15 protein-coding genes are annotated in these 14,770 nt (G+C 70.0%); 7 read left to right on the forward strand and 8 right to left on the reverse strand.

What is annotated here, in order from left to right; translation table 11 throughout:
- Positions 1-28: 28 nt before the first annotated feature.
- Entirely contained in the window at positions 29-1,339 is a 1,311-nt protein-coding gene (locus tag ABF401_RS15120; protein WP_353510397.1) for an adenylosuccinate synthase, read from the reverse strand.
- Between the two features lie 540 nt (positions 1,340-1,879).
- Between ABF401_RS15120 and ABF401_RS15125 the strand changes: the two genes are divergently transcribed.
- A complete protein-coding gene (locus ABF401_RS15125) occupies positions 1,880-3,385 on the forward strand; it encodes a M28 family metallopeptidase (protein ID WP_353510398.1) in 1,506 nt (501 codons plus the stop codon).
- A gap of 148 nt (positions 3,386-3,533) precedes the next feature.
- Positions 3,534-4,463: a diacylglycerol/lipid kinase family protein gene (locus tag ABF401_RS15130; protein WP_353510399.1), complete on the forward strand. Its 930-nt coding sequence runs from the start codon at positions 3,534-3,536 to the stop codon at positions 4,461-4,463.
- Here ABF401_RS15130 and ABF401_RS15135 read toward each other — a convergent pair.
- From ABF401_RS15135 to ABF401_RS15145, 3 genes are all read right to left on the reverse strand, one after another.
- A complete protein-coding gene (locus tag ABF401_RS15135; RefSeq protein ID WP_353510400.1) occupies positions 4,432-5,235 on the reverse strand; it encodes an alpha/beta fold hydrolase in 804 nt (267 codons plus the stop codon). The two genes, ABF401_RS15130 and ABF401_RS15135, sit on opposite strands and share 32 nt — an antisense overlap.
- A 63-nt stretch (positions 5,236-5,298) precedes the next feature.
- Positions 5,299-5,952 (reverse strand): response regulator, encoded by a 654-nt coding sequence (locus tag ABF401_RS15140; protein ID WP_353510401.1) that lies wholly within the window; start codon positions 5,950-5,952, stop codon positions 5,299-5,301.
- Entirely contained in the window at positions 5,949-7,727 is a 1,779-nt protein-coding gene (locus ABF401_RS15145) for a sensor histidine kinase (protein WP_353510402.1), read from the reverse strand. The genes ABF401_RS15140 and ABF401_RS15145 overlap by 4 nt, the downstream gene beginning before the upstream one ends.
- A gap of 216 nt (positions 7,728-7,943) precedes the next feature.
- Between ABF401_RS15145 and ABF401_RS15150 the strand changes: the two genes are divergently transcribed.
- The 4 genes from ABF401_RS15150 to ABF401_RS15165 all read left to right on the forward strand — a co-directional run bounded on the left by ABF401_RS15150 (position 7,944) and on the right by ABF401_RS15165 (position 9,900).
- Positions 7,944-8,645, forward strand: coding sequence for a hypothetical protein (locus ABF401_RS15150; protein WP_353510403.1), 702 nt, complete (start codon positions 7,944-7,946; stop codon positions 8,643-8,645).
- 64 nt (positions 8,646-8,709) lie between these two features.
- A complete protein-coding gene (locus ABF401_RS15155; RefSeq protein WP_353510404.1) occupies positions 8,710-8,937 on the forward strand; it encodes a hypothetical protein in 228 nt (75 codons plus the stop codon).
- Positions 8,938-9,098: 161 nt separating this feature from the next.
- Positions 9,099-9,473 carry a helix-turn-helix transcriptional regulator gene (locus tag ABF401_RS15160; RefSeq protein WP_353510436.1) on the forward strand — a complete coding sequence of 125 codons (375 nt, stop codon included), beginning with the start codon at positions 9,099-9,101 and terminating at the stop codon, positions 9,471-9,473.
- A 10-nt stretch (positions 9,474-9,483) separates the two neighbouring features.
- Positions 9,484-9,900 (forward strand): VOC family protein, encoded by a 417-nt coding sequence (locus ABF401_RS15165; RefSeq protein ID WP_353510405.1) that lies wholly within the window; start codon positions 9,484-9,486, stop codon positions 9,898-9,900.
- Here the strand turns inward: ABF401_RS15165 and ABF401_RS15170 are convergent.
- Positions 9,878-11,029, reverse strand: a complete 1,152-nt coding sequence (locus tag ABF401_RS15170; RefSeq protein WP_353510406.1) for a lysylphosphatidylglycerol synthase transmembrane domain-containing protein — start codon at positions 11,027-11,029, stop codon at positions 9,878-9,880. The genes ABF401_RS15165 and ABF401_RS15170 overlap by 23 nt on opposite strands.
- Before the next feature lie 220 nt (positions 11,030-11,249).
- On the opposite strand from ABF401_RS15170, the gene ABF401_RS15175 reads away from it, so the two are divergent.
- Positions 11,250-11,642 (forward strand): cupin domain-containing protein, encoded by a 393-nt coding sequence (locus ABF401_RS15175; RefSeq protein ID WP_353510407.1) that lies wholly within the window; start codon positions 11,250-11,252, stop codon positions 11,640-11,642.
- Between the two features lie 6 nt (positions 11,643-11,648).
- Here ABF401_RS15175 and ABF401_RS15180 read toward each other — a convergent pair whose 3' ends face one another.
- From ABF401_RS15180 to ABF401_RS15190, 3 genes are all read right to left on the reverse strand, one after another.
- Positions 11,649-12,044: a VOC family protein gene (locus tag ABF401_RS15180; protein WP_353510408.1), complete on the reverse strand. Its 396-nt coding sequence runs from the start codon at positions 12,042-12,044 to the stop codon at positions 11,649-11,651.
- Positions 12,045-12,110: 66 nt separating this feature from the next.
- A complete protein-coding gene (locus ABF401_RS15185; protein WP_353510409.1) occupies positions 12,111-12,803 on the reverse strand; it encodes a Crp/Fnr family transcriptional regulator in 693 nt (230 codons plus the stop codon).
- Entirely contained in the window at positions 12,800-14,770 is a 1,971-nt protein-coding gene (locus ABF401_RS15190) for a heavy metal translocating P-type ATPase (protein ID WP_353510410.1), read from the reverse strand. Before ABF401_RS15190 ends, ABF401_RS15185 begins: the two co-directional genes overlap by 4 nt.

Below are 14,770 nucleotides of genomic sequence, written 5' to 3' on the forward strand. Positions count from 1 at the left end.
CCCGGCTACAACCGGCGCGAGTTGACGGTTAGCGGGCGTGTTGCGGCTTGAGGGGGTGGCGCTCGATGATCTCGTCACGGCCGGGGCCGACGCCGATGGCCGAGACCCGGGCACCGATGAGCTCCTCGACTCGCAGCACGTAACGTCGGGCGTTCTCGGGCAGCTCCTCGAAGCTGCGGCACTGGGAGATGTCCTCCCACCACCCGGGCAGCTCCTCGTAGATCGGCCTCGCGTGGTGGAAGTCGCTCTGGTTGACCGGCATGTCGTCGTGCCGCACCCCGTCGACGTCGTAGGCCACGCAGACCGGGACCTTGTCCAGACCGGTGAGCACGTCGAGCTTGGTGATGACGAAGTCGGTGACGCCATTGAGCCGGGTCGCGTACCGCCCCACGACGACGTCGAGCCAACCGCAGCGCCGTGGGCGCCCGGTGGTCGTGCCGTACTCCGCTCCGGTCTTGCGCAGGAACTCGCCGTGGTCGTCGTGCAACTCCGTGGGGAACGGCCCCTCCCCGACGCGAGTCGTGTACGCCTTGAGGATCGCGATCACCGAGTCGATCCGCGTGGGCGGCACGCCGGACCCCGTGCACGCCCCGGCCGAGATCGCATTGCTCGACGTGACATAGGGATAGGTCCCGTGGTCGACGTCGAGCAGCGTCGCCTGGCCCGCCTCGAACAGCACGGTGTCACCGCGGTCGAGCGCCTGACCCAGCTCCAGCGAGACGTCGCTGACCATGGGAGCGAGCCGAGCGGCATACGACAACAGCTCGGTCACCACCTCGTCGACGTCGGCCGCGCGCGTGTTGTAGATCTTGACGAGGACCTGGTTCTTGAACGCGAGGGCGCCCTCGACCTTCTGGCGCAGGATGTGCTCGTCGTAGAGGTCCTGGACGCGGATCCCGATGCGGCTCATCTTGTCGGCGTAGGTCGGGCCGATGCCGCGGCCCGTCGTGCCGATCCGCCGGCTGCCGAGGAAGCGCTCGGTGACCTTGTCGAGCGTCCGGTTGTACGGCGGGATGAGGTGCGCGTTCGCGCTGACCCGAAGGCGGCTCGTGTCGACGCCCCGCGCCTCGAGGGCGTCGATCTCCTCGAAGAGGACAGCGAGGTCGATGACGACGCCGTTGCCGATCACGGGCGTGCAGTTCGGGGACAGGATGCCGGACGGCAGCAGGTGGAGCGCGTACGTCTCGCGCTTGCCGTCCTGCTCGATGACGACGGTGTGGCCGGCGTTGTTGCCGCCGTTGAACTTGACGACGTAGTCGACGCTGCTGCCGAGCAGGTCGGTCGCCTTGCCTTTGCCCTCGTCGCCCCACTGCGCCCCGACGAGCACGATTGCCGGCATCAGTCCGCCTTCCGTCTGCCTGCTGAGCCAACGGCAAGGCTATCGGTTCGGGACGCGCTTCCCGGACGACGCTTCACAGACCATGTCGTATGCCGCTGAGCTCGCCCGCGCGGACGGCGGGGTCAGCGTGTGGCTGGCTGACGTACTGCGCGAGCCGAGCGGCATATGGCCTGATCGCCTGCAACACGCCCGGCAGCTCGAAACTCACCGTGTTGCAGCACGGGCGAGTTGCGAGTTGCCGGGCGTGTTGCGGTTCTGACTTGGCGCGTCGGTCGCACCAGGGGCTCCGTACTGCTCTTCCCACGCGCGCGCTCCGTCGCTAGGTTGTCCCAAACGACCAGACCCCTTGGGGCGAAGGGAATGCGGACGACGATGTCAGCAAGCCTCCAGATGGCGCAGCGCGGCGCCGACCCTCAGAGCGCGCGGATCCGAGTCGCCGATTGACCCACGTCGAGCACTCTCATGCCTGACCACAAGCCAGACCCTTCGCATGCCGCCGTGGCCACCGCCCGGTGGGACCGATCGAGAGAGAGCAAACACATGAGTCAACGCACGCATCGCACGGCCGCCGCCTTCGTGGCGGCGCTGCTCGCTGCTGGCGGAGGGACCGCCGCGGCGGTGTCCGCATCGGCCGCGTCGCCGGCCTGCGACACCCGCACCAACAACACCGTCAAGAACCTCCTCGAGTGCGTGACGCTCGACGGAGTTCGCGAGCACCAGGCCGCGTTGCAGCAGATCGCGGACGACAACAACGGCACCCGCGCTTCGGGCACGCCGGGGTATGACGCGTCAGCCGACTACGTCGCCGAACGGCTCCAGGCGGCAGGCTGGAACGTGACGAGGCAGGAGTTCAACTACCAGGCCTTCATCAACCTGGCCCCCGCTGTCGTCGAGCGGGTTTCGCCGAACCCCGGACCCATCGACGCGACGACGATGGAGTACTCCGGCAGCGGAGACGTCACCGCTGCGGTGACGGCACTCACCCCGTTCTCGACGGACGCAACACCCGGGTGCGAGGCCTCCGACTTTGCCGGTTTCACGGCTGGACGCATCGCCCTCATCCAGCGAGGCGGCTGCGCGTTCGCCATCAAGGCGACCAACGCGTACCACGCCGGAGCCGCGGGCGTCATGATCTACAACAACATCCCCGGTGCCCTGAGCGGCACCCTGGGCAACGACTTCGCGCTCGAGATCCCGGTCGTGCAGACGACCCAAGCGGTCGGCCAGGCCCTCGCCGCCACTCCCGGACTGGTCATGCACATCAAGACGTCGACGTTCCGCGGCACGGCGACGACGAGCAACGTCCTCGCCGAGCTGCCCGGCAAGAACGCCGACAACGTCGTCATGGCTGGCGCGCACCTCGACTCGGTCGATGCCGGACCCGGTATCAATGACAACGGCAGCGGGTCGTCCGCCCTCATCGAGGTCGCCGAGAACCTCGGCAAGGTCAAGCCGCAGAACACCGTGCGCTTTGCGTGGTGGGGCGCGGAGGAGGCGAGCCTCGTCGGCTCGGACTACTACGTCGACCACCTGTCCCAGGCGGAGCGGGACAAGATCGCGCTCTACCTCAACTTCGACATGATCGGCTCGCCGAACCACGTCTTCTTCATCTACGACGGTGACGACTCGGACCGCACCGGAGCAGGACCCGGGCCGGAGGGGTCGGCACAGATCGAGAAGACGTTCGAGGCGTTCTTCGAGTCCCGCGGCATTCCCTACAAGGGCACTGACTTCAGTGGACGCTCGGACTACGGTCCGTTCATCGCGGCGGGGATCCCCTCGGGCGGCCTGTTCACCGGCGCCGAAGGCATCAAGACGGCCGAGGAGGCTGCCACCTGGGGCGGCACGGCGGGCATCGCCTATGACCCGTGCTACCACCAGGCCTGCGACACCTACGCCAACAACAATGCCTTCGCGCTCGAGCAGAACTCCGACGCGGTGGCATACGCAGTGCTCAACTACGCCATGAACACGAGCCTCATCAACGGCGCGAAGGCGAAGGGCAACTTCCGGTCAACCGCATCGGGACACGCTTCAACCATGTGATCGTCGACCAAGGGAAGGGGTCGAGGTCGCCCGCGCGGGTGCCCTCGACCCCTTCCGCTTGTCCCCCAAGACGATGCCGTATGCCGCTGGGCTCGCTCCTCGGGGCACCAGCCGGGTTGGTGCCCCGCCAGTCGGGCACACTCGATGAGTGCATGTTGCCGTCGTTGCGAACCCGATCCGAGTCTCGGTCGCTCGCCTCGGCGGTGCAGTGGAGGCCGCCTGTCACTGCCGGGGGTGGCCCGCGCCGACCGTCCTCACGACGACCGTCGAAGATCCCGGCGCCGGACAGGCTGCGGCTGCGGTGACGGACGGAAGCGACATCGTCGTCGTCTGCGGCGGCGACGGGACCGTCCGCGAGGCGGCGAGCGCCCTCGCCGGGACCGGCGTCGCGATGGGGATCGTCCCACGCGGGACGGCCAACCTCTATGCCCGCAACCTTCGCCTTCCGCTGGGGTCGGTCGAGCGCGCTCTCGATGTCGCGCTCGACGGGGAGCCGCAGGATGCGGACCTCGGCCGGGCACGGTGGGGGCGTCGTGACGGCCAGGTCCGCGAGGGAGCGTTCGTCGTGCTGGCGGGCATCGGCCATGATGCGCGAACCGTGGAGCTGGTCAGGCCCGCCCTGAAGAAGCACACGCAATGGGTCGCCTACTTCGTCCCGGCCGTCGTGACGCTCGGCGCGCCACTCCTGCCCATGACGGTCAGCTGCGACGGACGACCGCCCGAGCACCTCCACCTGTGGTGCCTGCTGGCCGGCAATGTCGGTCGCATCCCGCTCGGCATCGAGGTCCTCCCGGGCGCCCGCATCGATGACGGCGTGCTCCACCTCGCCGCCGTCGCGCCGTCCATGGTCGTCGGCTGGGTGCCCATCGCGCTCAAGGGCCTGCTGCACTGGCCGGGCGACGTGGCCGGGCTCGACTACACGTCAGTGACGTCGGTCCGTGTCGAGACCGAGTCCCCCCTGACGATCCACGTCGACGGCGACGAGCACGGCGGCGTGGTGTGGCTCGAGGCCCGCATCGAGAGCCGTGTACTCCGGGTGCAGGTCCCTACGGACGGTGGGCCGCGACGAACTCCGTGACGGCGCGCAGGCAGGCCTCGTTCCCCTCGAGAACCGGCAGGTGGGCGGCATCGGGCAGCCTCAGGACCTGCGCACCGGGGATTCGCTGGGCCGCCGTCAGCGCGTTTGCCGTGGACACGTCGTAGTCGAGGTCACCCACGACGACGAGGGTCGGCACGGCGACCTGCTCCAGGCGCTCCCAGGCGTTCGTCGTGCGGTCCTCGTCCCCCGTCGGATCCGCGGCGAGGGCCCGTCGGTTCATGTCGAGAAACAGCTCACGGGGGTGCCCACCAATGCGTCCCTCGGCGCCACCGTTGATGCCGTCGAGCCAGAATCGCGCCTCGAGCCGGTTGAGCAGGTCGAGGTCACCAGCGTCGTCGGCTGCCTGCATCTGCTCGTCGATGGCCTGGACCTCCGGTGAGTCCTCGCCCTGCGGAGCGCCACTGATCGCAGGCGCGATGAGGACGAGTGCCGTCGCCCGCTCGGGGTGGTCGAGGGCCAGATCAAGGGCCGTCCGTCCCCCCATCGAGTTGCCGATGACGACCGCTCCGGTCGAGCCGAGCGAGTCGAGCACGGCAATGGCGTCGTCCACCCTCGAGAAGGCCTCGGGCTGGTAGGTCGTCCCGCCGTGGCCACGGGCATCGAACGAGATGCACCGGCACGTGGGCGCGAGCCGCTCCACGAGAGGACGCCAGGCCCGACGATCCGCGACACCGGCGTGCAGCAGGAGCACGTCGGCTCCCTCCCCAACGACCTCGGTTGCGAGCTCGGCTGACCCATTCGAGATCTTCACCCGCCCAACGTTTCACGTCACCGCACTGACACGCGACCGGATTTGGCAGGGCAAGACAGCGCCTCACCGAGCGGTGGCGAAGCCCGATTCGTAGGCGAGCACCACCACCTGCACGCGATCACGCAGCTCCAGCTTCGCCAGGATGTTGCTGACGTGAGCCTTGACCGTCGCCGCACCGAGATGGAGCTCGGCCCCGATCTCGGCATTGGACAACCCGCGGGCGATGCCCGACACGACATCGAGCTCCCGCTCCGTCAGGGATGCGAGCGCCGCGGGCACGCCGTCGGCCGACGGCGGAGTACGGACGTACGCCTCCACGAGTCGCTTCGTGACCGTCTGCGCGAACAGCAGCGCGCCGTCGTGCACGTCCCTGACGGCCCGCACGATCTGCTCCGGTTGAGCCGACTTGAGCAGGAACCCCGATACGCCGGCGCGGAGAGCACTGTAGACGTACTCGTCCAGGTCGAACATCGTCAGCATCAGGACCTTGGCACGAGCTCCGCGCGCCACGATGCGACGCACCCCCTCGATGCCGTCGACGCCCGGCATCTGGATGTCCATCAGCACGACATCGGCGTCCAGGGCCTGTGCGGTGCGGGCCGCCTGTGCACCGTCGGAGGCCTCACCGACGACCACGAGGTCGTCCTCCGCGGCGAGGACCGATCGCAGACCGGCGCGCAGCAGCGACTGGTCGTCGGCAAGCACGATGCGGATCACGAACCGACCGCCGGTGTCATCGGGTGGCGCGCGGGGAGCATCGCACACAGCAGGAAGCCCGAGCCGGTCTCGCGGGCGGTCAGCTCGCCGTGCCGTTGATCGACGAGCTCGCGCAGGCCGCGCAGCCCGAGACCCGAACCGGTGTTCGCCAACACCGCCGAGTGATGCCATCGATCCGGGCAGGCCGGCCCATTGGTGACTCTTGCGACGGCCAGGTGGCCCGCTAGTCGCGCCTCCACGGTCACCTCGCTCCCAGGCGCGTGGCGCACGGCGTTGGCCAGTCCCTCGCGGACGACCCGCAGGAGCAGCCATGCGTCCGCGAGGTCTGCGTCGGTCCTGACATCGAGGTCCGTCGTCACGCGGGATCCGGCGCTTCGGGCCGCCTCGACCAATCGGGTGATCTCGTGCCTGAGGTCGATGGTGCCGTCCGGCCCGCTCGGGCGCGTCGACGTGCTGAGCGGGGCACGAGATCGCCTCGGCACGGTGCTGATCGCCCGCAGCTCGAGGGTGGCCTCCCGGCCGATGTCGACGACGGCGTCGAGGGCGCCCCGCGCTCCGTCGGGATCACGCTCGCGCAGCACCCCGGCTGCGTTGGCCTGCATCATCATCGTGCCCACCGCGTGGCTGGCCGCATCGTGCAGATCACGGGACAGGTGCAGCCGCTCATCGGAAACGGCAGTCCGCTCAGCGGCCTCGATGTGAGCCTGCCGCAACTGGGCCTCCACGAGATGCACCGCCTCGGCTGCGTGCTGTCCCGACCACGCGACCGCTGCGCCGAACGGGAGCACGAGCATGGCGATCTGGATCGGCAGGTTGTCGGGGGCGGTGACCGTGATCAGGGCGAGGATCGTCGCCGCGAAGACCAGCCACGCCAAGCTCGTGCGTCGGGTGCCGGCTCGTCCAGCCCACCACGAGAGGACGGCTGCCGCGACGGCCACCCAGAGACCGTCGCGGTCCGGCTCGAACAGGTCGGTCACTGCGGCGGTCGCGAGGAGCGCCGCTGCCCCCAGCAGCGCGGCCACGGCCGGAGGTGCGGCCCGAGGTGCGGCCGGGAGTGCGCCCGAGGAGGCGATAGCGACGGGTGGTTGCTCGCGCAGCAGCACCAACAGGGCGCGCAGGCGCTGGGTCGCTTCCTCACCGCTGCGGTGGATGGCGTCGATCGCGGCCGGCTCGAGCGACTCCCGCGCGGCGATCGCTGTCTCGGTCATCTGGTGAACCGCGTTCCCGATCACCGCGAACGCCCCGGCCGCCACCTCTTCGCGCTCGGTGGCCGCCGTCTGCCGGGCGTGCGCCGACGGATCCACGAGTGAGAGACGCCGAGCGTCCTCCGCCGCGCATCGGCGACGAGCGTCGCGACCCCTGACGAGCACCCCGAACCACCAAGGGAGTAGCAGCAACACGAGCCCGAAGACGACACTGGGCAGGTGCCAGTGGGCGGAGGTCCCGGTCGCGGCCAGCAGGGCGGGGACCGCCCACATGCTCGTCCGCGGTGACAACAGGTAGCCGATCGTGACGAGCGCGATCAGGACCGGACCGAGCGGCGCGGCGTTCTCGGACGGCAAGCCCATCAGGCCCAGCGCCAGAACAGCGCCTGCGTTGAGCAGCACACCGAGCCACGGCCAGCGCGTGACGACCCAGGCGGCGGCCCCGAACCACGCCGCCATGCCGACGCCCAGCAGGCCCAGACCGGGCCCCTCCAACGCCAGGAGTGCGCCTGCCCACGCGGCGCTCGCGGCGGTCAGCCACCACGAGACGCGGTTCGGGAGGCTCGGCATGCCTGGAGCGTAGACGGAGCCCAACAGCAGGCGGCACCGCCCTGAGTCGGTACCGCCTCCGCCGCAGGGCGGGGGGCGGCGCAACGCTCCGCGCCACGCGGGTCGCCCTCCGGCGACCGGGCGCCGCCCGACGGCCGATGCGCTCCCCCCTCGACCTGCGCGACCGTCGTGTGGCCGGCGGGAGGCGTCGGCACCGACCGAAAGGAACCAACACCCATGTCCGCGCTGATCGAGACAACCACCGCCACCAACGCCGAGGGCCGTCGGCGCCCGTCGTTCGCAGTGGCCGCCGGGGCCATCGCACTCCTGCTCGCGCCCATCACGGCTTGGGCCGCCGGGACCCTCGAGTCGCTTGCCCTCGATGGCACCAGCCCGAGCTCGGACCCCACAGCCTTCTTCGCCGCGATCGCGGCGAACGCTGGACTGTGGAACACCTACGGCGTGCTGATGTTCGCCATGACCCTGTTCACGCTGGCCTGGGTCCCCGCCGTCTGGCGCCTGACGGTCGACCGGTCTCCGCGGTGGGCCTGGACGGCCGCCGTCATCGGCACTCTGTACGCGATCGGGCAGATGGTTCACCTGGTGTCCTGGGGCGTGCTGAATGACGCGTTGGCGGCGTCGGCCGAGGCATCCGCAGCGCTGGCCGTCATCGAGGCCTTCGAGTCGTCCTGGTTCTTCGTGCTGGTCTTCGCGCCCTACCTGCTCGGCGCCCTGCTCGCGGCTCCGCTTGCCGCGGTCGCCCTCCGGCGGGCACAGCTCCTGCACAGCTGGTCGGTCGTCGTCATCGGAGTCGGGACGGTCGCGGCCGTCATCCTCGGCACGGACAACCCCGTCGGAGCGACGGTCTTCTCGGTGCTGCTGATCACCGGGTTCGCGCCAGCCGTGGTCCGGGTGCTCCGTGACCGCGCTTCCAGATGAACGGCTCCCGTCGGCACCCATTGCGTGATAGAGCATGGGTGGACGGACTGTGGGAGGAGTGTGGATGGCCAAGAAGAAGTGGTCGGACCTGACGACTGCGCAGCAGGCGGTGATCCTCGTGGCCGGATCGGTCCAGCTGGCGCTCGCCGCGACTGCGTGGGCCGACCTCGCGACCCGGGATGCCAGTGAGATCAACGGCAGCAAGGCGAAGTGGGCCGCGATGATCGCGGTCAACTTCGTCGGACCGCTGACGTACTTCGCCAAGGGGCGCAAGGGAATCAGCGCGGCCTAGCCCAGACGGGCGCCGCCAGACGGGGACCCGGGTCCCAGAACGGCGCGGATCCAGACCAGCGCGCCGCCAGATCCGGACCCAGGTCCGGAGGTGGCGAGCTGTGGCATGGTGGTCTGGTGACATTGGACGATCTGGTCCGGTTGCGCCGCGCGCGTGACGCGATGGACCGCGACTACGCCAGCCCGCTGGACGTGGCGGCCCTCGCGCGCGTCGCCCTGATGTCCCCCGGCCACTTCTCGCGCAGCTTCCGGGCCGCCTTCGGCGAGACCCCGTACAGCTATCTCATGACGCGCCGGATCGAGCGGGCCAAGGCACTGCTGCGCCGAGGTGACCTGTCGGTGACGGAGGTGTGCTTCGAAGTCGGCTGTACCTCCTTGGGCTCGTTCAGCTCCCGGTTCACCGAGCTGGTCGGCGAGAGCCCGAGTGCCTACCGCGCGCGCGACCACGAGGCGAGCGCCGCCATCCCACCGTGCATCGCCAAGATCCACACCAGACCAATCAGGAACGGAGAAGCGAAACCCGCTGCGCGGCCCTAGGTTGAAGCGCATGAACATCACGCTGTCCACCTGCTTCATCGCCGTCGACGACCACGACAAGGCCCTCGCCTTCTACCGCGACGTGCTCGGGCTCGAGGTCCGCAACGACGTCTCCTTCGAGGGGATGCGCTGGGTGACCGTGGGCTCGCCGTCCCAGCCTGACGTCGCCATCGTCCTCGAGCCGCCTCTCGCCGACCCCAACGCCTCCGCCAAGGATCGGGAGGTCATGGCCGAGCTGTTGGCCAAGGGGCTGCTGCGAGCCGTCATCTTCTCCACCGACGATGTCGACGGCATCTTCGAGCGCATCCGTGCGGCTGGTGGCGAGGTCCTCCAGGAGCCGATCGACCAGCCCTACGGGGTCCGTGACTGCGCCTTCCGGGACCCTGCAGGCAACATGCTCCGGTTCAACCAGCCGCGCACTCGCTGAGCGTCCGGCCGGACGTAGGCGCTCGACGCCAGCCGCGCGCGCCGAGGTGCCACAGGTAGGCCAGGGCCCCTCCGGGAATCTCGCAGACGAAGGTGAAGAAGCTGAAGAGCAGCACCCCTGCGACCGAGACCACCGGGTCACCGCCGAGCGCGATGAGCACGGCGGCGGTCCCGGTCTCGGCGAACCCAGTGCCGCCAGGCGTGAGGACCACAGTCGTCAACATCCGGCCGCACGCATAAGCGGCGGTCACCTCGGCCCAGCCCAGGTCACTTCCGACGGCCGCGAGGCACGCCCACATGAGGACGCCCTGGAGCACGAGATAGGCGAGCATGCCGACGACGAGCCCCCCGCGGCCTCGCTTGAGCAGCTCGACGGCACTGGTTCGCTGACTCGAGAGCGAGCTCTCCAGGCCCTCGGGCTCGGGGCGGCCGGTCAGTCGGGCGATCGAGCCATGCGCCCGGACGATGACCGCGATGAGACGGTCGGCGAAGCGGTTGCTCGCGAGCGCCGCGACGACGAGCGTGACGACGACTGCGCAGACTGCTGCGCCGGCTCCGGCGGCCAGGAGCATGGGGCCGCTGACGCGGGCCCCCACGACGAGCAGCGCCACGAGCCCAGCGAGCGGGAGGGCGAGCCGGGCCAAGAGGTTCCAGATACCGGTGACCGCCGTGTAGAGGCCGATGGCGCGGTGGGTGAAGCCGTACTGCCTGGCCATCGTCCAGGTGACGCCGACCCCGACGGCGCCGCCGAAGGGCACGAGGTTCGAGGCGCCGCTGCCGACGAGGTTGAGCACGAAGCCCTGACCCTTGGTGAGACCGGGGAGCGATGCCGCAAGGACGAAGGAGTAGGCCCAGAGCCCGATGAGCCAGAGTGCGGTGAGGCCCGCGAGCTGCCACAGCGAGACGGAGGCAAGGGCCTTGGTCGCCGACTCCCAGGAGGCGCCGGTCACCGAGGGAAGGACGAGGACGAGCAGGGCCACGAGGACCGCGAGCGAGATACCGATCTGCAGCACTCGGCGGACCGGGAAGGCCGCACGTGACGTCACGACACGCTGCGGCTCCTGCACGTCACGGCGCAGGTCGGGACGCAGGTCGGGACGCAGGTCGGGCATCAACGTCTGGGCGGTCATGAGGGGCGCGCTTTCGAGATCGGCTTCGGATCTGCAGGAGGTGCGGCTGGGACCGCCTGATACACGCCTGGTGCTGGGTTCGTTCCTGTGGCCACACCTCCACCCTTCTCCCGATGGCAGCCCGGGGACACTGGGGTCGCCCCCGGTCCTCGTCAGGGTTTCCCCTGCACTTCCGGGCTCAGTGGCGTGCATACTCTGGGAAGCGAGCGGAGGTGGTCTCATGACCGAGCACGACCCGGCCGTCCCGTGCGACCGCGTGGGCGCCGACGAGCTCCGCCCGGGCGACCCCACACCGGGCATGAGCCGGCAGGTGGCGCTCCACACCGAGGGCATGTGGTCGGGCACCGTCGACACCGAGGCGGGCGCCACCAGCGGGTGGCACCACCACGGCGAGCACGACACGACGATCTATGTCGTGTCGGGACGGATGCGGCTCGAGTCAGGGCCCGGCGGGCAGGCGGTCGTCGAGGCGGGGCCCGGCGACTTCATCCGCGTGCCCGCAGGTGCGGTCCATCGCGAGTCGAACCCAGGCGATGACCCGTCGCACGCCGTCATCGTCCGCTGCGGCCATGGCACGCCGACGATCAACGTCGACGGACCAGCGCCCGCCTGACCGGGGCTACTTCGCCTCGGGATCGGGCTGGTGGATGCCGAAGGTGTTGCCTTCCGGGTCGAGGTAGTAGCCCTGCCAGGCCATCCCTGTCAGTGCGGTCTTGGGCAGGGCAACCTCGCCGCCCGCATCGAGGATCCGCCGCTCCGTGGCGTCGTAGTCGTCGACCTGCATCGTGCACACGAACGCGTTGGTTCCCTGTCCTGCGGTCGGCGTCGCAGCGGGCCGCTGCATCAGGCCCCCGTTGATCCCCGCTTGGTCGTCCGGGCCGGTGACGACCCCCCAGTACGGCGAGCCGGTCATCTGGCCGTAGTCCTGGAAGGACCAGCCGAAGACGGTGCCGTAGAACGCCTTGGCGCGCTCGAGGTCGTCGGCCTGGATCTCGAAGTGAACGACGCGGGACATGGAGCCTCCTGAGTACTCGGCACTGCACACATCGAGCCAGGCCCCAGTCTGCTCCTCACGCGCCCGTCAGGACACCGTTTCTTCCGCGGCCGATTCCAGCCCTGCCGGGTCGGTGATGACGACGTCGCGGCCGCGGACGGTGATGAGGCCAGCGTCCGTGAAGGCGGCGAGCTTGCGGCTCAGCGTCTCCGGCGTCGTGCCGAGCAGGGAGGCGATGTCCTTCTTGGCCAGGGGAAGGCGGACGACGAGCCGCCCGTCCTGATGGTTCGCTGGCAGGCCCATGAGATAGCCCGCGAGGCGGGACTCGACGTCAGCCGAGGTGAGGTCCGCGATGAGCCGCTCGGCGGCGTCGAGCCGGCTCGTCACCGTGTGCAGCATCCGCACCGCGATGTCGGGGTACTGCGCCACGAGAGCGCTGAGATCGGAATGGTCGAAGCTGCACAGCTCGACATCGGCGAGCGCCGTGGCCCAGTCGTCCGGCCGGGACCCGGTCACGAACGCCGTCTCGCCGATGAAGTCACCCGGCTCGAGGACGCGGAGCAGCTGCTCATGGCCGTTCGGGGCGAGGTGGCTGATCTTGACCCTGCCCTTGTGGACGACGAGCAGGTGCGAGACATCGTCGCCTGGACGGTGGATGGCCTCGCCCCTCATGCGACGGATCGGCCTGGCGTGCGTGGCGACCTCGTCCTGCTCCTCGGGCGACAGGCCCTGGAAGAGCGGCACGATCGCCACGCACGACGTTCCGGGCCGATGACTCACAGTGCGGGCTCCTTCTCCTCGGTGCGGGCGGCCGGGGCGGCGACGTCGGCGACCGGCCCGTCAGCCTCGTGGGTCCGCACATCGGCCGCGCCCCTCTGGCCCGGCCCGTCGAGCCGTACCAGCCGCAGGGCGTTGAGGATGACGAGCAGGACGCTGACCTCGTGCACCAGCATGCCACCGGCGAGCTGGACGAGCTGGAACAGCACCGCGGCGACGAGCAGGAACACGGTGCCCAGGGCGAGGGCGGTGTTCTGCTTCATGACCCGCAGCGTGGCGCCGGCCACCCGTCGGGCGTGGGCGAGCTGGTCGAGCCGGTCGGTCATGATGACGACGTCGGCGGTCTCCATGGACACGTCGGTCCCGGCGCCACCCATGGCCACCCCGACGTCTGCCGTCGCGAGTGCGGGTGCGTCGTTGACCCCGTCACCGACCATGGCCACGCGTCGGCCCTGCGCCTTGAGGTCACCCACGATGGCTGCCTTGTCGGCGGGGAGGAGTCCGGCGTGCACCTCGTCGATGCCGAGCCGCCCGGCGACGAGGCGAGCCGTGTGCTCGTTGTCACCGGTGAGCATCGCGATATGCCGTATGCCGCCCTCCCGCAGGTGGGCGATCGCGCTCGCTGCCTGCGGGCGCACTTCGTCGGCGATGCCGATGAGTCCCGCGTGGCGTCCGTCCACTGCGACGTGAACGACCGTGGCGCCCTGTTGCTCGAGCTGGGTCGCCTTTGCCAACACGCGCTCCGCGGTGGCGACGCCATGCTCGGAGAGCAGCCCGGCACGTCCCGCCATGACGACGTGGCCGTCGACGCGGGCCTGCAGACCCAGCCCCGGGACCACCTCGACGTCCGAGAGGTCGGAGCTCAGCGGCATACGGCGTGATTGTGCCTCGGCGACGATGGCACGCCCGAGGTGGTGCTCCGACGTCGACTCCAGCGAGGCCGTGAGGCCGAGCAGCTCCTGCTCGGGGAGGTCACCGATGGTGTGGACGGAGGTGACGACCGGCCGGCCCACCGTCAGCGTGCCCGTCTTGTCGAGCACGAGTGTGTCGACCGCTGCGAGGTCCTCGAGTGCCTCGCCGTCCTTGACGAGGACACCGTGCCGGGCGATGTTGCCGAGGCCGCCGACCGCCGCGACCGGGACGGAGATGACCAGAGCACCGGGGCAGGCGATGACGAGGAAGGTCAGCGCGAAGGCGAGGTCCCGGCTCCAGGCGAGCACGATGACCGCGATGACGATGATGGCGGGCGTGTAGAACTGGGCGAAGCGCTCGAGGAAGCGCTGACGCCTCGTCCGCGACTCCTGGGCCTCCTCGACCAGCTCGATGATCCGGGCGAAGGTCGTGTCGTCACCGACGTGATCGGCCTCGACCTCGAGGTAGCCGGCCTCGGCGACGGTGCCGGCGAAGACGCGGTCCCCGGGCTCCTTGCGCACGGGCACCGATTCGCCGGTGATGGACGCCTCGGTGACCGAGGCCGTACCGGAGGCGATGATGCCGTCGACGGCGATCCGCTCGCCGCTCGTCACGATGACCGTCTCGCCGACCTCGACATCGTCAGCGTCGACGGTGACGCGCTCGCCATCGCGGATGACGGTGGCCCGCGTCGGAGCGAGGTCGACGAGCTCACGCAGCGACGCGCGGGTGCGTTCGAGACTGCGCGCCTCGAGCCAGGCACCGAAGAGGAAGAGGAACGAGACGACGGCGGCCTCGACGTACTCACCGATGACGAGAGCCCCGATGACCGCGATCGTGACAAGCAGGTCGATGCTGAAGGCCTTGGCGCGCAAGGCCGCCCAGGCCCGGACCGCGATGGGGAAGCCGGCGAGGAGGCTGGCCGCGATGAGGGCCACGTCTCGCCACACCGTCCCCACCGGGGCGGCGAGCTGCGCCGCCCCCAGCGCGAGGACGAGGAGCACGCCCGAGACGAGCGCGATGCGGCTCCTCGCCCTCTGGGTGATGGTGACGGCCAT

Origin of the sequence: Intrasporangium sp., from assembly GCF_040414665.1 — a bacterium.
Taxonomy (GTDB): domain Bacteria; phylum Actinomycetota; class Actinomycetes; order Actinomycetales; family Dermatophilaceae; genus Intrasporangium.